General features: G+C 47.6%; 22 protein-coding genes. 1 reads left to right on the top strand and 21 read right to left on the bottom strand.

From position 1 onward, the window contains the following. Positions 1-67 precede the first annotated feature (67 nt). The 14 genes from AC6CIF_RS07540 to lspA form a co-directional block, all read right to left on the bottom strand. Positions 68-1,174 (bottom strand): TolB family protein, encoded by a 1,107-nt coding sequence (locus AC6CIF_RS07540; protein ID WP_498198827.1) that lies wholly within the window; start codon positions 1,172-1,174, stop codon positions 68-70. A 60-nt stretch (positions 1,175-1,234) separates the two neighbouring features. Beyond that, positions 1,235-2,740, bottom strand: coding sequence for a sensor histidine kinase (locus AC6CIF_RS07535; RefSeq protein ID WP_498198825.1), 1,506 nt, complete (start codon positions 2,738-2,740; stop codon positions 1,235-1,237). After that, positions 2,737-3,447: a response regulator transcription factor gene (locus AC6CIF_RS07530; RefSeq protein ID WP_498198824.1), complete on the bottom strand. Its 711-nt coding sequence runs from the start codon at positions 3,445-3,447 to the stop codon at positions 2,737-2,739. The genes AC6CIF_RS07535 and AC6CIF_RS07530 overlap by 4 nt, the downstream gene beginning before the upstream one ends. A 251-nt stretch (positions 3,448-3,698) precedes the next feature. Next, positions 3,699-4,595, bottom strand: a complete 897-nt coding sequence (locus AC6CIF_RS07525; RefSeq protein WP_498198822.1) for a helix-turn-helix transcriptional regulator — start codon at positions 4,593-4,595, stop codon at positions 3,699-3,701. A gap of 178 nt (positions 4,596-4,773) precedes the next feature. After that, a complete protein-coding gene (locus AC6CIF_RS07520; protein WP_249913758.1) occupies positions 4,774-6,183 on the bottom strand; it encodes an MATE family efflux transporter in 1,410 nt (469 codons plus the stop codon). A gap of 236 nt (positions 6,184-6,419) precedes the next feature. Further along, positions 6,420-7,283, bottom strand: coding sequence for a carbohydrate ABC transporter permease (locus tag AC6CIF_RS07515; protein ID WP_498199193.1), 864 nt, complete (start codon positions 7,281-7,283; stop codon positions 6,420-6,422). A 54-nt stretch (positions 7,284-7,337) separates the two neighbouring features. Continuing rightward, entirely contained in the window at positions 7,338-8,219 is an 882-nt protein-coding gene (locus tag AC6CIF_RS07510; RefSeq protein ID WP_307415700.1) for a carbohydrate ABC transporter permease, read from the bottom strand. Positions 8,220-8,257: 38 nt separating this feature from the next. After that, positions 8,258-9,577, bottom strand: a complete 1,320-nt coding sequence (locus AC6CIF_RS07505; RefSeq protein ID WP_339788044.1) for an extracellular solute-binding protein — start codon at positions 9,575-9,577, stop codon at positions 8,258-8,260. A gap of 114 nt (positions 9,578-9,691) precedes the next feature. Next, positions 9,692-10,486, bottom strand: a complete 795-nt coding sequence (locus AC6CIF_RS07500) for a response regulator transcription factor (RefSeq protein ID WP_498198821.1) — start codon at positions 10,484-10,486, stop codon at positions 9,692-9,694. After that, the gene (locus AC6CIF_RS07495) at positions 10,476-12,248 is read right to left on the bottom strand and encodes a cache domain-containing sensor histidine kinase (RefSeq protein ID WP_498198820.1); all 1,773 of its coding nucleotides are present in this window, start codon (positions 12,246-12,248) and stop codon (positions 10,476-10,478) included. Before AC6CIF_RS07495 ends, AC6CIF_RS07500 begins: the two co-directional genes overlap by 11 nt. A gap of 351 nt (positions 12,249-12,599) precedes the next feature. After that, on the bottom strand, positions 12,600-13,427 hold the full coding sequence (locus AC6CIF_RS07490; protein WP_036606635.1) for a carbohydrate ABC transporter permease: 828 nt from the start codon (positions 13,425-13,427) through the stop codon (positions 12,600-12,602). Continuing rightward, the gene (locus AC6CIF_RS07485; protein WP_498198818.1) at positions 13,427-14,293 is read right to left on the bottom strand and encodes a carbohydrate ABC transporter permease; all 867 of its coding nucleotides are present in this window, start codon (positions 14,291-14,293) and stop codon (positions 13,427-13,429) included. Before AC6CIF_RS07485 ends, AC6CIF_RS07490 begins: the two co-directional genes overlap by 1 nt. Positions 14,294-14,317: 24 nt before the next feature. After that, entirely contained in the window at positions 14,318-15,505 is a 1,188-nt protein-coding gene (locus AC6CIF_RS07480) for an ABC transporter substrate-binding protein (protein ID WP_498199191.1), read from the bottom strand. A gap of 313 nt (positions 15,506-15,818) precedes the next feature. Then, positions 15,819-16,310, bottom strand: a complete 492-nt coding sequence (lspA, locus tag AC6CIF_RS07475) for a signal peptidase II (RefSeq protein WP_036606631.1) — start codon at positions 16,308-16,310, stop codon at positions 15,819-15,821. A 178-nt stretch (positions 16,311-16,488) separates the two neighbouring features. On the opposite strand from lspA, the gene AC6CIF_RS07470 reads away from it, so the two are divergent. Beyond that, the gene (locus AC6CIF_RS07470) at positions 16,489-17,016 is read left to right on the top strand and encodes a heme-degrading domain-containing protein (RefSeq protein WP_498198816.1); all 528 of its coding nucleotides are present in this window, start codon (positions 16,489-16,491) and stop codon (positions 17,014-17,016) included. Positions 17,017-17,086: 70 nt separating this feature from the next. Here the strand turns inward: AC6CIF_RS07470 and AC6CIF_RS07465 are convergent, their stop codons facing one another. The 7 genes from AC6CIF_RS07465 to AC6CIF_RS07435 all read right to left on the bottom strand — a co-directional run bounded on the left by AC6CIF_RS07465 (position 17,087) and on the right by AC6CIF_RS07435 (position 22,296). Further along, positions 17,087-18,064, bottom strand: coding sequence for a permease prefix domain 1-containing protein (locus AC6CIF_RS07465; protein ID WP_498198814.1), 978 nt, complete (start codon positions 18,062-18,064; stop codon positions 17,087-17,089). A 6-nt stretch (positions 18,065-18,070) separates the two neighbouring features. Continuing rightward, positions 18,071-18,400, bottom strand: a complete 330-nt coding sequence (locus AC6CIF_RS07460) for a PadR family transcriptional regulator (RefSeq protein WP_017691704.1) — start codon at positions 18,398-18,400, stop codon at positions 18,071-18,073. Positions 18,401-18,560: 160 nt separating this feature from the next. Further along, positions 18,561-19,508: a nucleoside hydrolase gene (locus AC6CIF_RS07455; protein ID WP_498198812.1), complete on the bottom strand. Its 948-nt coding sequence runs from the start codon at positions 19,506-19,508 to the stop codon at positions 18,561-18,563. Positions 19,509-19,753: 245 nt separating this feature from the next. Continuing rightward, the gene (locus AC6CIF_RS07450) at positions 19,754-20,158 is read right to left on the bottom strand and encodes a DUF350 domain-containing protein (RefSeq protein ID WP_498198810.1); all 405 of its coding nucleotides are present in this window, start codon (positions 20,156-20,158) and stop codon (positions 19,754-19,756) included. Then, the gene (locus AC6CIF_RS07445) at positions 20,140-21,540 is read right to left on the bottom strand and encodes a glutathionylspermidine synthase family protein (RefSeq protein ID WP_498198808.1); all 1,401 of its coding nucleotides are present in this window, start codon (positions 21,538-21,540) and stop codon (positions 20,140-20,142) included. The genes AC6CIF_RS07450 and AC6CIF_RS07445 overlap by 19 nt, the downstream gene beginning before the upstream one ends. A gap of 4 nt (positions 21,541-21,544) precedes the next feature. Beyond that, positions 21,545-21,829 carry a hypothetical protein gene (locus AC6CIF_RS07440; protein WP_076216812.1) on the bottom strand — a complete coding sequence of 95 codons (285 nt, stop codon included), beginning with the start codon at positions 21,827-21,829 and terminating at the stop codon, positions 21,545-21,547. Beyond that, positions 21,829-22,296 carry a hypothetical protein gene (locus AC6CIF_RS07435; protein ID WP_083657402.1) on the bottom strand — a complete coding sequence of 156 codons (468 nt, stop codon included), beginning with the start codon at positions 22,294-22,296 and terminating at the stop codon, positions 21,829-21,831. Before AC6CIF_RS07435 ends, AC6CIF_RS07440 begins: the two co-directional genes overlap by 1 nt. Positions 22,297-22,471: the final 175 nt, after the last annotated feature.

Below are 22,471 nucleotides of genomic sequence, written 5' to 3'. Positions count from 1 at the left end.
GCTTAGTCAATATAAATGTATAGAAAGGGATGAAAGATATGGAACATATCTGTCCGTAACAATCATCCTATTCCGAGATCGTAATGACTGAGGTTATAAAGTGATATGATTCGTTCTCCAATACCGCCTGCGATAACAGGATTTTATTTCCTTTCGGGCTCCAGGCGAGTGGGTCAGAAGCGTTGTCCATATCCGCCGAGATCTGGAACTGTTCTGCCGACTCCGTGTTGGAGACAAACAGCCCTTTCTCATTATCATTCTCGGAATTGATGGTGTATGCAATCTTGGTATCATCACCCGACCAGCTTGTGCCGAAAATCTGTGTGCCTCTGGCGAGTGTGGCCTTCTCATTGCCTTCCAGATCGGTGAGCACCAGCGCACGTTTGGTATCCGCCGTTCTTTTCACAATCGCAAGCCTTGTTCCATCATTAGATGGGATGACCCACTCCACACTTTTCAGCACCTGTTTTACGTCACCCGTCTTCGCATCGTATGCATTCAACTGGCCGTCCTCGCCCGTAATATAATAGAGCATATTGCCTGACACCTTGATACTCCGTACATTGAAATTACCTGTCTCCACCAGCACTTTCGTTGTGCCGTCCACGCTTGCTGAGATCAGATCACCCTTCATATTGGGGAAAACGACATGTTCATTATCCAACCATGCGCCCTCTTGGATGAAGCCATCCTCCTTACCAGCAGGGGTTGTCTCCCCGTTATGCAAGTTCAGAATGTAGCCTCTACCTGTACTTTCCTCCGGCTCCCGGTAGAACAGGTACTGCCCATCCGGTGACACCAGCGGTGCACCCAGACTGGTTTCACTTTCCTTGAGCGGCGTGTCTGTACCTTTAGTCAGATCATACATATATAAGTTATGCGGGTATCTTTCCTGGCCTTCAACGGTGATGGGTTTCAAGGACTTGTTCTCCTTGTCGGATACAATCCAGTCGTCACTTAGCCATGTAATCCCGCGCATATTCGGCAGCTTATCAATTTTCTCCAGCTTGAAGCTCTGGTACACGGACGTGTTGGTATTATCTTTTACTGTAATGTCGGTGCCCGTTTTCCCACCTTGTGCGTTGCCTCCCGGCTCCGTTGTTCCTCCGCATGCCGCTGTCGTTAGCAGGGCAATGGCTCCCAACGTGCCCATAGCTGCTTGTTTCCAATTCATGATGGTCCCCCCTGGTTTCTCTTGCTATAGACCAAGCATACACATCGCATACTTCCAAAGTTATTCAGACTTGTTTCGAACTTGTAAACTTGAATCAGCCAAAGGGAACATGAGCTGGAACGTCACACCTTCCCCATCTTCTGGATCACTCGACAGCAGGGTGATTGTACCGCCCTGTTTTTCAACAAACTGCTTCACGAGAGATAGCCCCAGTCCGGTTCCACCGGTTTTTCTGGCTCTGTCTTTGTTCACGGTGTAAAAGGGTTCAAAAATCTTCTCCCGCGCCTCTGCCGGAATCGGCGTACCCGAGTTATAGATGCGAATGATCGCTTGACGCTCCTGCATCCGCAGTTCACTCTTCACCCGGATCACACCATCCGGAACGTTATATTTGATGGCATTATCCAGCATGTTGATGAAAATATGCATAAGACTCTCCCGATCGCTGCGGATCACCGCCGGTTCAAGATCCAGTTCCATGTTCAGCCCAAATTTCTCGGCTTTCCCCCGCATCCGGCCACAGGCATCCTTCAGCAGAGCGCTGACCTCTACATCTTCGGCCTGGTTCTCGAAGTCATACTTCTCCAGGGCAGATAAATGTAAGACTTTCTCGACCATCTCGTACAGCCGCTCCGTTTCTTTGCCAATGTTACTCGTGGCATCATCAAGCAGTTGCGGATCATCCTTATACATGTCGAGCAGCTCCACATAAGCTTTGATCGATGTCAGCGGTGTCTTGAACTCATGGCTGATGTTACCGATATATTGTTTCTGCTGCTGTTCCAACGCCTGAAGTTTCTCAATCGCAAGTTGCAGCTTCTGCTGCTCCGCATGCATGGCTGTGATATTTTGCTGGATGGATGTACTCATATAATAAATGCCCTGTCCCAGCTCTCCCAGTTCATCCTTGCTTCTTACCGGAGACTCCATAATGTAGTTGCCTTCGCGAATGGAATCTGCGGACTTTTTCAGCCGGGTAATCGCAACGGCAAACCGATTGTAGAACAGATAACCTAATATGAAGCTCAGCGCCACAACCGCAATCCCTGCCCACATAAATAGTTGAAGGATACGGGCATAAAAATCTTGGTAACTCTGGACCGGATACTGTATCCACACGGCACCCATCTGTCCATCCGGACCGTCCAATGGTGCAGCGTAGAGCAGGGTGTCCCCTTGTTCATGATAGGCAATTTTATTTTGCAGTGCATAGTCTAGCGTTTCCTGAACAAGTTCACTCTCGCCGGAGGCGAAGGATGCTCCCACCTGCTGGCCTGTCATGTTATAGAGTGCTATAGGCAATCCGGTAGAGTTGGCCAGTTCCTGTGCAAGCCTTCGGCCGTTTTGTTGTAAAAAGACTTCCTGATCCAGATGAACGGACTCGGTGTAGTAGGACTGTCTCACATTCAGATTCACCAGCCGTGTCTGCTGTGATAAAATACCTTCAATCTGTGACTGCTGATTGCGTTCAATACCGCGCAGAACCAGTGAACTAAGCACAACCACGGTCAGGATAAGCAAGGCTGCCAGAAAAACACTGAACTTCAGCTTGATGCTGACTCTCATATGGCCCCGCCTGTTTCAGGCGCAGATGCTTTGTAACCAATCCCGTACACGGTCTGCAATTTTTGCTGATCTGTATCTCCGATTTTCTTACGCAAACGCTGGATGTGAATGTCTACGGTCCGTGTGCCACCTGCATATTCCATGCCCCAGACCCGGTCCAGCAGATCGTCTCGTGTGTACACACGCTCGGGATTGGACATGAGAATGGTCAGCAGGTCGAACTCTTTTGGTGTCAGATCCAGCTTCTCCTCATTCACGGTCACTGTGCGGTGAGCAACATGAATACGCAGTGTGCCATTCACAATGGCCTGATTCTTCGAATCGTCAGGTGGTGGACTGCTTTTCTCGACACGGCGCATCAATGCTTTTACCCTTGCAAGCAGTTCGCGGATCTCGAACGGTTTGGTCATGTAATCATCGGCACCCATTTCCAGGCCAACGATTTTGTCCACGATATCATTTTTGACGGTCAGCAAAATAATGCCGATATCCTCGCGGTCCTCCAGCCTGCGGCATACCCCGTATCCATCAAGCTTGGGCATCATCACGTCCAGAATCATGACCTGTGGGTGAAATGATGCGACCTTGACCAAGGCCTCTTCGCCGTCACTCGCAGTATCTACTTCATATCCTTCCCGCCGAAGCGCGTAAGCAATGGCACTGACGATACTTGATTCGTCATCCACCACGAGCACCTTTTTATTCATGGAATTCATCCTCTTTATCTATGTCATGAGTTAGTTTATGGGTCTATGTTAGCAAGGTCCGTGCGATTTAGCTATGGATGAGTTTGCAATTTGTATGAGAAGCTTGTATCCTCTCAGCTTGGACTTGGCTCTACTTTCTTTATACCCTAAAGGTAACAAAAAGAGCCAACCCGTGATTGGATCAGCCCTTGATCTATAGATTCCCGTTTCATGTTACTGTTTAGGCAACCACTTATTGATCACCTCAGCATTTACTCCTCAAATGACAGGTTCAGCGGCTCGTCCGACATCTCGTACTCTGTCTCCATATGTGTCAGTGGTGTGTTCAGATCAACCTCCTCGAAGCGGAAGCTGTCGACCCACACTTTTCCTTTACCGTTCAGAATAACCCCGAATGAAATGACCGCGCTACCCTCCGGTACATCAAGCACAATACTATACTGATTCCATGGCTGCGTACCCGTAATTGGCCGATCATGCATGTTATCAAATTGGAGCACATCTTGAACGTTATTATCCACACGCATCCATAATCCGCAGAACGCATCCACATGCTCGGTCTTCACGAATCCCGATAATTTCATTCGCTTACCCACATACTTGTCCGCTCTGAACTGTTGCATCATTGTTGCAAACTCGTTAGGCTCCATTGGCGTAACTGCCTTCAAATATCCTGATGCCTTCCCCTGATGCACTTCGGCCGGATCAATGCCCATCTCATAATTTTGCGGATGACTTCCGGTTAACATCCAACCTGTAATTGTTGACGTCTGATTCATCTGTAATTCTCCTCCTCTGGTTCTTCCTTCGAATAATTTCAGATCAAATAATTTGCGAAAACGTCCCGGTGGCATGCCATATAATTTGCGAAATGCACGGGTGAAGGCTTCCTGACTCTCAAAACCACATGCCAGGGCGATGTCCAATATGCCCGCATCCGTCGATCGGAGGGTGGTGGACGCCAGACTCATCCGACGGTTTCGGATATAATCCACGATGGTCATGCCCACCTCATTACGGAAAATTCGATGGTAGTGATATGGCGACAACAACGCCTCGGATGCCACTTCTTCCAGTCCAATCTGCTCATGCAGATGAGTCTCAATATAGAACAAACTTTGCTGAATCATTGCACGGTAACGGCTCAACTGAGGTAAAGCCCCCTTCCATATCCTTACTATACGTGAAGGATGTAACCGCCGTTTTGATCATTTTTGCTATCTTCACTTCGGTTGGCCTCTATCCCGAACGCAAAAAAGAGCCAATCACGGATTGAATCCTTTCCGTAATTGACTCTCCTTTTATCTATTTGCACAACATTCTTCGTCAAACAGCCGGTACCGGCTGTGCACCAACCTCTTCGTCATCATGTTCCACCAGTTCATGTTTCTCCCAAGCTCTACTCTTCCAGCGGAAGTACATAATGACCGCACGCGTCCACTCATCCGCCGCAATGGCAAGCCACACACCCGCGAGCCCCAGATGAAGCTGGAATATGAGCAGGTACCCCAGTGGCAGACTCATGCAGACCATGGAGATCAGACCCATGTATACCGGGAACTTTGCATCCCCTGCCGCACGCAGGGAACCAATGATGACAATATTGCAGGTACGCCCGGTTTCGAGCAACAGACTGAGCAGAATTACTTGAGCCCCCAGCTTGATAATTTCCGGATTATCCGTAAAGATGCTCATCAGCGGCACGCGGAAAAAAATGATGATTACATCAATGATAACCGTGGCCAGAAGGGCCCATTTTACACTGTCAAAAACACGTTTGTACGCATCGTCTTTGCGCCGCGCACCCACAAGCCGACCTACAATGATCGATGTCCCCATACCAATCGCCATGCTGAACAAGTAGATATAGCTGGAGATGTTACCCGCATACTGTTTGGTTGCCATAGCTTCTGCGCCCAGATAGGTCACATACAGCGTGAACACGAGTTGGCAGGAATGATATACCATGGATTCCATCGCAGACGGAATGCCAATCCGCAGAATTTTGCCAATAAAATGTTTGGACAACTTAATGTAGTATTCGAAATCCACCCGTACCTCGCTCACACGATACAACAACCAGAAGAAGATCAGCAGGCAGATAAACCGGCTTCCCACCGTAGAGATTGCTGCCCCTTCCACCCCAAGCTTCGGCAGGCCGAAGTGACCAAAGATCAATGCATAGTTACCAACAACGTGAATCACGTTCATGAATACAGCAACATACATCGTTTCTTTGGTGTAACCATGTGTACGGATCGTCGCAGCCAGCGCATTAATAAGTGCCTGGAGGAAGATTCCGCCACCAACGATATTTATATACGAACGGGCAAAATCATAAATTTCGCCTTGAATATTCAGAAGTGTTAGCAATTGTCCTCCGAACAGAAGGAAGATTCCGCTCAGGACCAGACCTACAATAAGGTTCAGTGTGATCGCATTACCCGTAACTTGTGCTGCTTCACTTAACTTTTTCGATCCGATATATTGTGCGACTACAATCGCAGCACCATGTCCAATGACTTCCAATACAAGGATAGCGATAGAAATAATCTGATTGGCTGCTCCAACGCCGGAGACCGCATTATCGGATACCGAGCTGAGCATGAGCGTATCCACGCTCCCCATCAACATAAATAAGAAGAGTTCCAGGAAAATAGGCCATGTCAGTCGAATCAGATTCAGATCCTTGGCATCAGAACGAAGGGACTCTTTGGTTGAGGATATTGCTGTCATTTTCTCACCTTTCCCATGTGGGCTTTAATTCTTAGGGTATGTTAGCACAGGTGGTTTGAAAATGCAGTAGTTTTGCGAAAATAGTTGAAAGTTTTTTGTAATTCCATAAATAGGTATTTTCAGCGTTTTCATCAAGCTCCGTTTCCGTACGCCTGCCAGAGGTTTTAGAAGACAAAAAAGGCCCTCCCAACTCGCCTTTTAAGCAAGTAATGGAAGGACCTTGGAACCTCAACCTTTTAACCTTTAACAGAACCCGCAGCAATTCCCTCCACGATTCGATTACTCAGGATGAGAAAAGCAATCAGGATCGGCATAATGCTAATCATCAGCGTCGCACCAATGGCTCCCCAATCCGTTGTATATTGACCGATAAAGTTCTGTACCCCAACTGTCAGGGTCTTGTACGAATCTGTACTGATGAACGTATTAACAAAGATGAATTCATTCCAGTTATAGATCATGTTAATGATCGCCGTTGTGGAAATGACCGAAGACGTCATCGGCAGCACAATCCGAAAGAAAATCCGATGCACGGAGCAACCATCCATCACTGCGGCTTCTTCCACTTCCCGGGGAAGCGCGTAGTAGAATCCCAGTAGAATCATAATGGTAATTGGCATATTAAAAGCAATGTAAGACAAGATGACTGACAAAGGATGATCGGTGAGATGAAGCTTCAGGAACAAGCTGAACAGCGGAATCAACGTGGAGTGCACAGGGATCATCAGACCCACCATAAATAGCCCCAGCACCAGCGAACGACCCTTCCAGCGCATACGTGTAATGGCAAAGGTCACCAGACTGGCAAACAGCACGGTGACCAACACCGAGACCACCGTAATCCATACACTGTTGAAGAAGTACAAGCTGATATTTCCCTCTGTCCATACCTTGACATAGTTTTCCCAACGCGGAGTCGCAGGAAGGGAAAAAGGCGCCATGTCGAATACTTCCTGATTATTTTTAAGCGAGAATAACAGTAGCCATACCAAAGGTAAAATTTGCAGCAAAGCTACCAGGGACAAGAGGAAATACAGCAGAACATATCCGAATCTCCTTAACCATGCCGAACCTCGGCTTGTCCCCGGGTAAGTTGGCAATCTAACGGCGGTATCCGTCTTCACCGGGATGGACCTCCTTTCATTTCACTTTCGTCAGGAATACTGGATCGTATCTTTGGATGCCGTCGCTTTACGAAGCAGCCAGGTAACCAGCAGACAGATCAAGAGCAGGAAGAACCCTACAGCACTGCCGTAACCAAAGTCGAAGCTACGGAAAGCCTGACGATACATATAGGAGGCCATCACTTCGCTGGAACCATTTGGTCCGCCATCGGTCATCACGTAGATGAGATCAAAATACTTGAGCGAGCCTACCACAGCCAGTACAACGGTCACCTTGATGACTTCAGTAATTAGCGGCAGCTTGATTCGAAAAGCGATCTGCCAAGGACTTGCCCCATCAATCCGGGCTGCTTCCACCAGAGATTCCGGAATATTTTTGAGGGCCGCATAATAGATCAAAATATAGAAGCCTGCATACTGCCATAGAATCGGTACGAACAGTGCATACAGCACCAGGGATGGCTCCGCCAGCCAAGCTGGCGGATTGCTGAAGCCGATCGCTTCCAGAAAGGTGTTCAGTACACCATTGCTGGGATGATAGATCTTCAGCCATAACTGGGCGATCGCGACCGAAGACAGCAGCATCGGGATCAAATATATTTTGCGGAACAGATTGGCCCCCTTGATCTTGCCTGACAGCACCAAAGCAATCATCAGATAACCGATCAGACTCAGCGCAGAGAACAAAGCAAGCAAAAAAGTATGGTTCGCACTCTGCCAGAATGTTCCGTCCTGAAGCAGTCTGGTGTAATTATCCAATCCAATAAAGGTCATTGCACCGATCCCGTCCCATTGCATCAACCCATAATACCCGGTGAGCACGATCGGGATATAGACCAAGACCAGCAGCAGAAGCAGTGCAGGAAGCACGTACAACGCAGCAACGAGACGGTTGGACATGACTTTGTCCATCACATTATCCTCCCTTCAAGCGTTCAAACGTGTGTACGTCAATTGCCTTTATCAATCGCAGCCTGATGATTCTTCACAAAGTCCTCCGGTGTTACCGCTTTGCCAAACAGCGCCTGAATCATATCCAGATGTGCCTGAGCGGCTGCCGGTTTCATCTGCACGTCTGCAAAGAGTGTGAGACTGCTGGCCTGATTCAATTCGTTCAGCAGGTCAATATAGAGCTGTGGCAGCTGTACTGCAGCTGTATCCACTTTGGTTGCCGGGATGACGCCTGCTTCAGTCACCGAACTTTCACCCCATTTTTCCACAAAGTATTGCACGAACTTCGCCGCTTCTTCCTTCACTTTGGAGTTCTGGGCCACAAACAGCCCTACGCCTGGTCCACCTACCCAACTGTTAATATCACTCTTGCCATCTTCCATTGTTGGGAATTTGAAAAATCCGATCTTGTCCTTGAATTCCTGCGGGATGTCCGGGTTGGTCGTGAAGTTTGGCAGTTCCCAGGTGCCCATCAGGTACATGGCAGCCTTTTCGTTCATGAATTCGGATTTGCCCTCATCGTTGGACAACCCGTTGAAGCCTTTGTTGAAGGCATTCATATCCACCAGCTTTTGTACCTCGGCAGCAGCTTGAGTCAGAGCAGGATCGTCAAACTTGCCGGAGCCATTGATCGCCTTTTCCAGTGCATCTCCACCTAACCGATTCGCCAGATACATATACCAGAGTGAGCCGGTCCAGCGGTCTTTATTACCCAGTGCGATCGGAACCTCACCGTTATCTGTCAGTGTCTTCAGCACACTCAGGAATTCATCGTACGTTGCTGGCGGCTGCAAGTTATATTTCGCAAAAATGGCTTTGTTATAATAAATGGGGGAGATATTCAACTCGATTGGTAACGCATACGTTTTGCCGTCTATGGCATAGGCTTCTGTTGTTCCGGCTATGAATTTCTCTCCCAGCGAGCCGCTCAGCAGATCATCGACCGGTGCAAACAGATTCCCCTTCACATAAGGCTCCAGAAATCCAGCAGCCCAAGTTACACCAACATCGGGAAGTTCATTCGATGCCGACAGAATTTTCAATTTGTTCTTATATTGTTCATTCTCCAGCACTTCCTGCTTAATGGTCACATTGGGATGATCCGTCTGATACTGCTTGATGATATCGTTGACCAGTTTGTTTTGCTGTGCGGAACTGCCTGCTGGCCAGAGGTGCATGAATTTGAGGGTTACTTTCCCATCTGTGCCGTTGCTGCCCGTTTCACCCTCTTGATCCGAACTTGAACTGTTACATCCGGATAAAATTACGGCGAGAACCAGCGTCCATGACAGAAGAATGGCCATCGTCTTTTTGCTCATAATCCCAACCCCCTTGGTTTTTTCGGTTAATGTAACCGCTTTAACCAAATTGTAGCACGGGCCTATTGCCTCTATAAGACCAGAACAATTTGGAAAAACTCCACTTTTTTGAGGTTATTTGTTATCTTGCTCAGATAGGGAATGCCGATATTTGCTTGGACTTAGCCCCTCAAGGCTTTTAAATACCGTGATAAAATACTTATCCGTCTGATAACCCACCTGTTCCGCAATCTCCGAGATTGGCATCGTTGTCTGCACAAGCAACTCCTTCGCGCGTTGAATGCGTTTGCGGGTAAGGTATTCACTAAAATTGATGCCGATCTGTTCCTTAAACAATACACTGAAGTAACTGGAGTTGAGATGGAGTAAATCAGCGATTTCACGCATGGTCACATGTTCACCCAGATGAGTATCCACATAGGTCAAAGCTTCACTGATCTGGCTATTGAGCCTCTGTTCTCCGCGCTCCTTAACATCCAGCAGCTTGGGGTCAACCATTTCTTGCATCGTTTGAATACGTCGCTGTTGTTCGCTGAACTTTAGGGCTTTTTCGACGGTCTGCAGCAACTGTTCCTTATCAATCGGTTTCAACATATACTCCACAACACCCAGCTTAATGGCCTGCTGGGCGTACTGAAAATCGGCATGCCCCGACATAATCAGGACAACAGGCTTGTTCGAAAAGTGCTGAATAGCTTCAATCAGAGACAAGCCAGAGAATTCCGGCATGCGAACATCCGTTATTAACAGATCTGCCGGTTTTTTCTTGAGCCATTCCACGGCCTCGACGCCACTTTCTGCAGTCTGAATGTGATTTCGTCCTGCCGACCATCCTTCCAGTGTTTTGCGAATACCCTCTCTTGTACGCGGCTCATCATCCACGATAAGAATTGTTTTGTCATGAATCATATGCACCCTCCGTTCCCATGGGAATCTCAAAGCAAATGACAGTTCCTTCCTCAACCTTACTTGTTATGGAAAGCTTGCAACGTTCGCCAAGTTGGCTGCCAAAGTAAAGCTTCAGTCGCCGATGTACGTTGATTAGACCTACGCCTGTACCCTTGTTAGATACAGCGGGCCCGCCATGTAAAGCATGAATGACAGATTGAATCCGTAATTCATCCATACCGGGACCATCATCCCGAACCTCAATGCGAACCAGATTCTCCTCGGTCGAAGCATCCACATGGACGCTTATCTTTCCCGGGCCCAGTTTACTTTCAACCCCATGAAGAATCGCATTTTCAACTAAGGGCTGTATGAGCAGTTTCGGGATGTGGACCTCACGTACCGCATCGCTCAGCTGAATCTCCCATTGCATTCTCTCTCCCAACCGCATCTGCATAATTTGAAGATAACGCTCGGCGTGTTCCAGCTCGGCGGCAATCGTAACCCATTCATCCTGTTGCGAACTGGAGATGATGTAGCGAAATAATCGGGACATCGCCACAACCATACGTGCCATCTCCTCGTCTCCCTTCTCCTCAAGGGACCAATAGAATGCCTCCAGTGTGTTGAATAGAAAATGGGGATTAATCTGAGACTGCAACGCCTTCAGCTCAGCCCGGGACTGCATGACTTCCTTCTCATGAACCACACGGGTCAATTCATTCTGCCTGTAGACCATCTGGTTATATACGTCGTTGAGTTCATTGATCTCCGTCGTAGAACTGACCATTAGATTAGGTCTCATTGCTCCCGGCTGTGCACTACGCATGGCCCGCATCAGCCGTATGAGTGGACGTGTAATCATTGTGGACAGAAAGAAGGACATGATAAGGAATAGAACCACACCAATCATTCCCGAGACGAGCAGCGCTGTCCTCAGGATGGATACACCTTCCGTTGTCTCCCGCAGCGGGGTCAGGACAGCAAGTGTCCAGCCCGTTAACTCCGATTTTTGCCGGACGACGATATAGGATTCCTCCCCGTTCTGCACGACTGATCCGCTGTCCAATATGGCTTTGGGATCGAGATTGATCTCCAGATCGGAAGTCACCACTTCTCCTGCACCATCCAAGAGCATGATAGAGTCCTGCGAACCATCTGACCCATTCGAATCATTGAGTTGAAAAAAACTGCGTTGCATCCGTACCACCACATAACCTCCATGTTCGAAAGAATGATCCAGCAGGTTAATCCGCCGAATAGCCAGAAGCACACCCGGATCTTCAGGGTCAGCGCCTGCCCATACCAGTCTGCCTTTTCCTTCATCCGCCAGGTTGATCCAGTTGCGCTCCACTCTGAGATCGAGGGATCGGTCATCCATCGGAAATATGCGGTTATAACCCGTAGTGTATATCTCCATACTTTGCGCTCCGTTGATGAAAGACTGATAACTGCCTGCAATCTGCAAGAGAGCTTGGCGCTGATTAAAGGTAGCCGGGTTGCCTTGCTTCTCATCGCTAAGCAGACGCTGCACGTATGAATCATCCGCCACCTGCGCGGTCAGTGAATTCACTTGTGCAATGAGTGCATCCAATCTGCCACTGGCTTGGACGGCGGTTTGGTGAATATGTTTCTCCGCATTGCTTTTCAGCAGAGCAGCTACCCGATCATAAGCCGATATGCCTGCGAGCAGCAGAACAACAAGCATCACCATAACAAAACCAATGAAGATCTGATTGCGAAGTGAGTTAAAATGTCCTTTTTTCCCGTGCAACTTCCCCATTCTCCTCTCTTTTTGGCATGTAAAAGAACCCACCACCTACGCCCGTGCTCTTGAAGACTGGGTACAAACGATGCCGGATTTATCTACGTATTCAGTTCTTCTCGTTAAAGCGCTTGCAGAAATAAACCTTACTCTTCTTCTCTTCTAGTCTTTGTTTATCGATTAAACTAACGACTAAAAAATAGCATAGTTTTACAGGTTAATCAATCCTCCTGTAGCGTTCCGAACGTTAAATAGCTATGATCAAAAAAAAGAGAGGGGACTTTTACAGTCCCCCCCTCTTTACTCATCTTCCCTTTACATATATCCATTTCTTTTACATCTATCTTTTTCTTCCCTACACATCTTCAGTTATTTCACAGACCCTTGTGTAACCCCGTTGATGATCCACTTCTGTGCAAACAGGTAGATGATAATCATCGGCAGCAACGCGAGCAGGTAGGATGCAAACGCAAGGTTAAATTCAGTATTGAACTGTCCTTGGAATACATACTGTACCAGCGGCAACGTGTATTGTCCCGGATCACTGATAATAATGAGTGGCAGCAAGAAGTCATTGTACGTGGACAGGCAAGTCAGAATACCAACCGTGGCACTGATGGGTGCCATGAGCGGGAAAATGATTTTCCAGAACGTGCCCCAAGTTGTCGCCCCATCCACAAACGCCGCTTCCTCCAGCGCTACCGGAATGGACCGGATATATCCAACGTACACAAATACGTTGAATGCCAAACCATAGACCGTGTGAAGCAGGATCAGACCTACCAGATTTGTCATCTCCAGCGATGCGGTCAGCTTAACAATCGGCAGCATGATGATCGGGAACGGAATGAACATCGCGCTGACGAAATAATAATACAGCCCTTTGAAAAACTTGCGTTTCTCCATATTCCGCGCAATCGCATAGGCCACCATCGAGTTACTGAGCAACGTCAAGAGCACAGTTGATGCGGTAACGATTGCACTGTTACGGAACGATTGGAAGAAGTTTGTCATGTCGATGGCCCTCGCGAAATTCTCCCAGTGAAGCGTCGTCGGAATGGCAAAGACCGATTGAGCCATCTGTTCCGGATTTTTCAAAGCAATCGTAACAGTCATATACAACGGGAACAGGATAAACAGGGTACCCAGTACAACGAGCAGCATAACGAGCCAATTGATTCGTGTACGGCTTCTCATTACAGATCCATCTCCCTTCTTTGCAGGAACCGGATTTGCAGAATTGAAATCACCGCAATAACGATGAAGTAAATAACCGAGTTCGCAGATTGATATGCATATTCGCCGCCTTCAAATCCACCGGTGTAGATCAGATGGGAGATGGACTGCGTCGCCCGTCCGGGACCACCATTGGTCAAGGCTACGATTTGGTCGAAGACCATAAGCGAGTTTTTCATGGCCAGCACCATATTAATGGTGAAGAATGGGGCGATAAGCGGGAAAGTAATGCTCCAGAATTCACGCCATTTACCTGCGCCGTCGAGGTTGGATGCCTCGTACAGTGTCGTTGGTATCGTTTGCAGACCAGCCAAATACAGAATCGTATTCAGGGCCACCGATTGCCATACTGCAACAATGACGATACCGATCCAAGCCAGACTCTCGCTGCCGAGAATGTTGGTGGATAGCGCATTGATGCCCAGATTTTGTCCCCAGATCGGGAATACGTTAGAGAACAGGTAGTTAAATATGTAACCTACGATCAGTACACTCAGAATATTGGGCAGGAAGTAGATGCCGCGGAAAAAGTTACGGAACTTAATCTTGGCATTCAGCCCGAGTGCAATGAGCAGGCTCAGAATATTGGTCAGGATCGTCACCACGATCGCGAACTTGAACGTAAACCAGTAGGCGTTACCTACATTGTCATCTTGAAACAAGTTGAAATAGTTTTTAAAACCAACAAAATCATACTCTTTCCCGAATCCGTTATAATTCGTAAATGAATAATAGATGCCCTGGAGGGCCGGCAGCGTCATAAACACAAAGAACAATACTACCCCCGGAACCGTCATCCAGTAATAAGGTGCGATACGCTTGTTCATATTCCATCCTCCTTCAGACAAGGCTTAACGCCGGTTCGCGACCTTGTCCCATTCTTTGTCGAGTGTATCTAGATAGTTGTCGATGTTTTGGTTCTGCAAAAAGGACTGTACGATGGAATTCAGCTGCACGGCAGCCGGGATATAATGATCGGGAAAGTCAATAACCTTGCCCTGCTCGATATATGGCATCAATTCCTGTACGGCAGGATCATCCTGCTTCACGCCTTCTACCGCAGAGAACAGCGTCTGTTCGTCAATATATCTTCCGATATTTTCAGGCTCTAATAGAAACGCAATAAACGTCTCTGCCTGTTCGCGATTAGGCGTGTCCGCCGCAATGGTAAACAGGGAGTCGATCCCGTTCACCAGCTTGATCTTGCTTGCATCGTTGCCCGTAGGGAATGGGAAGAAACCAATGTCGACATTTGGGTTCGCTTTGCGGATCTCCGAGATGGCCCAGGTTCCCTGGATGTACATAAAGGCTTCACCGTTAGCAAAAGCACGGTTACCGTCCGAATAAGCTTTACCAAAGTTATCGCCGTGACCGTACTTCATGAGTTCCAGCTGCTTCTCGGCTACCTCGCGGTACTTCTCCTTGAACGTCACTTTGTTATCGCGTCGCTCTTGGTAGAAATCAATACCAACCAGATTGGAGGCTAGTGCATTGAACGGCAGGCTCGTCTGCCAGTCATCCTTGTATGTGAAGTAAAATGGAGTCTCACCTGCATCCTTAATCTTTTGGGCGGTTGCAATGAGTTCATCCCACGTCTTGGGCACGTCCAATCCCATTTCCTTAAACAGCGTTTTGTTGTACATGATGCCGTTTGCATTAGTCGCGTAAGGAATACCAGTCACTTCGTCCATGCCTGTGAGATCATTCAGCATTTGTATGTAGTTCGGATCAATCGTCTGGAGTAATGAGCTGTCCGTCAGATCGGTGAAAATATCACTCTGAGCCAGAATGGAATAGGTGTCGGTTGCACCCATGGCCATAATATCCGGTATATCATTTTTGACGACACGCGTCTTCAGTACTGTCTCCGCATCGGGCGGATTCACCTGGGTCACCTGGATATCGTCATGCTGCGCGTTGAACGTCTTGATCAATTCATCAAAGGTTGTTTTGGCTTCAGGCTTGTTCTGGAAAAATTCAATCTGCACTTTGCCATTCGCGCTATCTCCACTGGTACAGGAAGATAAAAGTACAGCCATCGTTCCACACAGCAACATTGTCCCGAGAGCCTTGGTAAGCGTTGTTCTCATGTTGTACCTCCCTCAGCTTTATACGTAAAAATTTACCCATTCAGACGGTGAAATAACCATTTGGTTAATCCTTCCAAACCGACTTCAATCTGAATGGATGATATACGTCTTTATTATTTCTAAAACGGTTTCGATAAAAATGAATCACGGCAGTTTTTCCCATGACCCGAATTGGGCATAACAAAAAGGACACTGGATGATATCCAATGCCCCTCATTTAATAAGCTTATATTCAGCCACTATAACACTTTTGTCCAACCTATTACGAACGTTCTGCTTTCGGCAAAGCATTGCGTAAACGCTTGGCTCGATAACTCTGATATGCACGAATCAACATGCCGATGATGATCATGACCACACCGATGTTAATTGCGACATCAGCGAGATTCAAAATCCCGCGTCCTGACGGAAACACGAGGAAATCCGTTACCCGGGCATAGATAAATCGATCGATCGCATTTCCCAAGGCTCCGCCGACCATAAAACCCGCGCCAGCTTGCATCCAGAAACCGCGAATCTCACCTTTACTCCGATAATACAACATACCCGCTATGAACAGAACAGCAATCACACCGAACAGACGCGCATTTCCCTGAAACATGCTGCCCGCCATTCCACTGTTCTCGTAATGCTGTAACTGCATGCCCGAGTTACCCAGTCTCATGACGTCGCCAACTTCCATATACATCCTCACTGCAATCTTGGTTCCCTGGTCCACCAAAGTCACCAGCAGTGCTACAAAATAAAACAGCATCGTGCTTCTCCTCCTACCTACGTAGCAATAACTTATTTTAACTTTAAGAGTTATGTATATTAGGTTCCCTTCACTTTAACACAGCCGATGTACGGTCTCCAAATGAACGGTCTTTAAACACGCAAATAACGTCCACTAACATCGTTCAGACTGCATTGAGAAGGGACTACACCAATCCATGTCGAATGTAGACATCAATCATATACGTAAAGGGGATGCCTGTAATTTGAACCTGATCATGACAGAGAAATTAAAGGAAATGCAGCAGGAAGAAAAGGACTTGGTATTTGGCAAATTTGATTCTGAAACGGCGCTTAACCTTGGGCTGCATCTAATTGAAGAAGCGAAGCGTCGCTCTCAAGCCGTGACCATCGACATTACCCTGAAGGGGCATCGTCTCTTTTTGCATGCGATGGAAGGCACTCATCCCGACAACGAAGACTGGATTCGACGTAAAAACAACGTGGTGAATCATTTCTCCTCCAGCTCTTGGCACACGGCTCTGCGCCTGAGAAACGAGGACCAAACGCTTGAACAGGATTTTAATCTTCCTTCATCGGACTACGTCTTGGCTGGTGGCGCTTTCCCGCTGATTCTGGAAAATGAGGGACAGGTCGGCACCATTACAGTATCGGGTTTGCCTGATGAGGAGGACCATGATCTGGTCACGACAGGTATCCGCTCGTTTTTGTTGCAGCAAAACTAGATTAAATGGAGCAAAATAAAGCCCACCTGATCAATATAGATCAAGTGGGCTTTACTAGCTAAAGCAGTGCTCAGGACGGATTTTTGCTTTTCATAATATGGTACACATTGCTAAAGCTGCCGGAGAGAATGCCTGTAATCGGGAATATGGCCCAATTGATATCCCACCGTTGATATACAAAGCCTGTGAACAAGAAGATGGCTGTCGCCAGCGGCCATACAATCGCTTCCACGGCTCTCACAACCTTTACTTCTTGCTTCTTCTCTACCGTCAACTGGTGCTTCTCCAGCAAGTTCGTGTAAGCCCCCTGAATATTACCGTAATATACAAACAGGAATGCTCCTACCCCAGCCATAACCATAAAGGCAGATACACCATAAGAGGCGTAGTTATCATTGATAGAGGAGGCTGCGAAAATAAACACAGGAGACAGAATGCACAGGCAGACACCCGTAATGATGGCTATACGATAAGTCAGAGCGAAGCTCTCCCGACTATGCTGAATACTCATTTTAAGTGTATAAGGAAGCTGGAAGCCCTTCTCCATATGACTGAAGCGTTCAAGCTTCATGCCACTGTGAATGAACATGCCTACCGCAATCGCAATCAGCACGAACATGCCGATCAGGCCTAGTACAGCCCCCGTTTCCACCGAACGGTTTGCATCTGAAGTGGCATAGTTCTCAAATAAAGTATCCATGAAAATCAGAAACGCCACACCCGACGCGCACAATAAAATACCCAGCCCGATCCAAAATCCGGCATTTCTTTTGGCAGTGGTATATGCGTAGGCTTCTTCTTCCGTCAGCACAGGTACTGCCTCTTCCGCACTAACTGGTTGAATACCGAGTTCTGCAGTTAGCTCCTCGATATTACCGAATTCTGAGATCACAATACCGACGGCTTCATTCTCCGACTTGCCTTCCCGCTTCAACTCCAGGTACTTATCTTCCATCCCCGAAAGGAGTTCCTGCTTCAGATGCTCCACCTCGGGTGTCTTCGGTAGACCAGCAAACATGTTCTCCAGATACACCATAATTGTCTCCATGTTCCGTCACAACTCCCTGATAAATAGATTAACAACCTCCTGTGTAACCTTCCATTCCTCACACTTTTCTCTGTAATAGTCGAGGCCGGGCGGCGTAATTCGGTAATAGGTACGACGCTTTCCCAAACTATTCTCATCCAGGTAAAACGATTCAATATAACCGTTCTTCTCCAATCGGGTGAAGGCCGAGTATAATGTCGTCTCCTTCATGACGTACTTTTCCTCTGTCAGCTGCCTGATGTTCTTGGAAATCTCGTAGCCGTACGACTCCCCTTCGAGCAGCATGTAGAGGATCAGCGTATCATTGTAGCCACGTATAACGTCACTGCTGATCACAAAAGATACTCCTCCTCATTACTTCATCTGTCGTAGTAGTTGAAGTATAGCACAATTTACTACGACAGGTGAAGTAGTTATTCCAAAAATGGGCAATAAAAAATCCGCACCTGGGATAGGCACGGATTTTCTTCTTTTTCCTGTAGTTAAATTACTGCGTTTATTGGATCGCTGAGAGAACGTCCAGAAGCATAGATTTGAATTTGGGCCGATCAATGGCTTCACAGACACGTACATTCGGCTCTTTGCCAAAACGTCCGTTGATATCAACCACACTGTATCCACGTGTCAGTTCTCCGGCCGCTTCCACATCCACATAATATTGACCTGACTTGGTCATGATGGATTCATCTGCGGCTACAGCCATTAGTAACGTATCAGGATGAGTGGTGCCATTCAACTTATGTACCGACTTGTTGAACTGCATAACCACTTTGTTGATTGCAGTGAAGAAATCGGCACCCGATGTACCGAGAGCCGCAATCTCTGCATGATCATCATCGTCCATAACTGAATATTGCGTGCACATCTCCCAGCCTACCATAGTAATCGGAATGCCTGCATGCAGTACAATTTTCGCTGCTTCCGGGTCCACATAGAAGTTATACTCCGCTGCCGGTGTGATATTGCCCAGTGCATTATTCGTTCCGCCCATGATGTACAGGTGAGCAATCTGCGGAATAATGGTTGGGTCCTTCTGGATAGCCATCGCAATATTAGTCAAAGGGGCAATCGCCAGAAGTTCAATTTCACCTGGATGTGCATGCACCTTCTCAATGATAAAATCAACCGCATGCCCGCTCTCGGGACGCTGATCCGCCTTTGGGAAATGTGCGCCGCCCATGCCGTCATCGCCATGCACATCTTCCACTGTGCGGTGCTGAGCCTTTCCATAGGCCATTAGCGGACGCTCGCAACCTTTATACACAGGCACCTTGCCGCCATGTCCAGCAACCTGTACCGTGTACAGGGCATTTTCAACCTCCTGGTCGAATTGTACGTTACCGCCCGTAATCGTAATGCCCTCCACCTGAAAGTGATGCAATGCCGTCAGGATCGCAATCGTATCGTCTCCTGCTGTATCTGTATCGATGATGACTCTTCTCATGATGCCGCGCTCCTTCTTCCGTTTGATATTCATTTAGAACAAAATACAACATTACACTTAATAACTCTGCGAACAGAACAATCTTAAGATCGCTGTTACCCTCAGATTTTTTTATATACCTTCTTTCAAAGGTAAAAATCAGATGATAAAGGCGAACGCTTCGCTTCTCCAGATTTTTTCTGTCCTCTTCGTTTTCGTGTAAACACTATATTGATTCTAAATTATCGTTTATCTCTAGGCCTATTTTACATCAAAAATGTACCGATGACGATGGAAACGCCAATGATAATCGAACGCAGCAGCTGTGCTACTGCCATATTGCCTCGTGCGATTTCTTCGCATACTCGCATTTTAGGCGTAAGGAAATCAAATATAATATAGACCAGGCACAACACAATAATTCCAAGCGCCGACCACAACAGCATATCCAGCCACGAATGCGTCGAAAAAGACACCATGCCTACGATAATACACAGTCCCAGCAATTTACTGCCCATATACATGCCTGCCGCTTCGTTACCTTTGGCAATTTCCTCACTATCGTCATACCGGGTCAATTTGCTAAAAGCGAAATATCCACACACCAATACCACCAGCAGAATGCCTATACCCACCGCAACATTCAGCAAGTTCAATCCCAAGTTCTCCATTCCTTCTCCTCCTCATCATTCATCCGTTCACGAACTGTAGCCGCGCAATAATAGGCCATATCTCCAGTTACTTTCTCCCCGACCCGTGGCAGCAACCCAGCCAAACGCCCACCGATAACAAACACCCCTGTAAGCAGATAACCACTGTACGCTCCATCTTCTGTCTCGATCACGGCCTGTTCCATCGGAACCAGCTGCTGATAGATTTTGGGCTGGTTTTCGTAATAAGCTGTAATTTCTTCATCCTCGTCTGCTGCCCCAGATGCAAGATTGGATTCCAGCGCCTCGTTAAGAGGATGCTCCGTATCCTGCTTTCCAGGGGCATTGTCCGTTCCTCCATCCAGTAAAAGCGTTCCTCTACCTTCGCGCCCCCAATAGCTTTTGGCTACATATGGTATGACGTTCAGTTCGAAAGGCTCAGCAGAAAAATAGGTGGGCAGCAGATATCGGGAAATCACGTCCATCTCTGCTTCATCAAAGAGGGTAAACCCGCAATATTCCGGAGTTTGCTCGTTCCGCTCGTAGAGCGACCAGATTGCCGCCATGAAGCCTTTACTCTGCATCAGTACATGCTGAACCGGATTCATCAGGCCCAGTCGTCCATCACGTACAAGTTCAAGCAGTTCAGCACCAATCTCCACCCCTGTCGTCTCATCCCGATCATCAATCAGATACTCCAGTGGATAAAGGCGATACAGTAGGTTAATCTCCCGACCCTGATGGTAAAGCGCCTCCCCTGGAACAATCTCCAGTTCCTCAAGTGCAGCATAGAAGACTTCGTATCCAGCTTCCTGACAACGTTTCATCAGGTATTCCGTATTTGTTCGATCTTCGACATGTTCGCCAAAAGAAGTGAATGTCACCGGACCCTGTAATCCCTGCTCTGCATAGAATTCCAGCCATATCCTGAAACACTCCCGAATAAGTGTATCCATCTCGGCAGATGGTGCAGTTAGCGCAGCATCCTCAGCAAGACCGACCAGGATATTTTCCAATGCAGCAGCCTCCGGTATGCCCGTTGGAGTGTCCGTATTATTTTCAATACACTTCGGCCCAGCTTCTCCAATAATCCAGTCCTGACGGGTAATGCCTCCAGTTACCAACTCCATACGTGCTGCCGGAATAAGCCCCGGATGGATACCCAGCTGATGCTCCAAAAAAGAATCCGGCATATATTGCTGGATAAATTGCATCACTTTACAGTAAATGCCGTCTACCGCCTCGGCTGCGGTACGCAGCTCTTGTACCTCCGAGGGAGAATAAACCGTTAATGCAGGCACACAATATTGTTTCCCATACATTCGATGATATGGAATCTGTTGTTCCGTTTCACCCTGAAATACCTCTTCGTGACTTAACGGCAGTTGAACCACTTGCCTCATCCGGTTATCCTCCCGAGCTGCGGAAGAAGCTACCGAAGCCGCTTGATTTGGACTTGGGTTTGCTATAGGAGCTGTTACTGTCCTTGTTGCTTCGATACGACGACCCACCGTAGTAATAGTGCCCACTGCTGGAATCATATTCACATCCGGTATCATACTCCGGGTCACATTCATCATTGTTGCTGCCACAACCGGATAACACGGCAGGAACCGCCAGCATCAGGGAGAAAGCAACCAGCTTTGCTTTCGATCCGGGTTTGGATGCTTGCCCCCGCTCTTGGTCACTCATCACAGATCCACCTCTTTCATATAAAACAATACTTTCTTACGATCCGCATCTAGCACAGAATACAGGAACTCATACGTCTTGCCACCGCGAACCATGTAATGGTCCAGCAGTTGCTCGGCAAGCTCCATTGTATAAGTGGATGACGCTGTGAGTTCCAACTCCTGAAATGAACTTCCATTCCACAGCATATACTCTGCGCTATACATGGAAGACATTTTGCACATCGCCAGCGCAGCATCAGCAATGGCTGCACCGTACTCGTCCGGCATCTGTTGGTCATACGCCGTCACATATACTGCATGTTCCCGCCCATCTTGGCATTCATTGGACAGATGCGCCCAGAGTTTGTTTTTCACCAAGGTAGCATCCACCAGTTTGCGCATGAACAGTTCATCTCGTGTGACTGAAGTCTGTTCCAGCACCCCCGTCTCCGCCTGTCGATCATCCGACCAACTCCGATAAGTCAATGAATAATAGATACCGATAACCTCCCTTTTTGCGAGCTCTTAGGTGAGCCGTTTCAATTCATACAAACGTATTTAACGCATCAGAAGGAAAAAAGTTACACTATTCACCATGACATGTAATAAAGAACATGTTGGCTACCTTCGTTCTCCGATTAACGAAGCAGGAAATAACATA

Source organism: Paenibacillus sp. GQ49 (assembly GCF_059759055.1).
The sequence above is the reverse complement of the archived record's forward strand: the minus strand, read 5'-3'. Positions and strand labels throughout refer to the sequence as shown.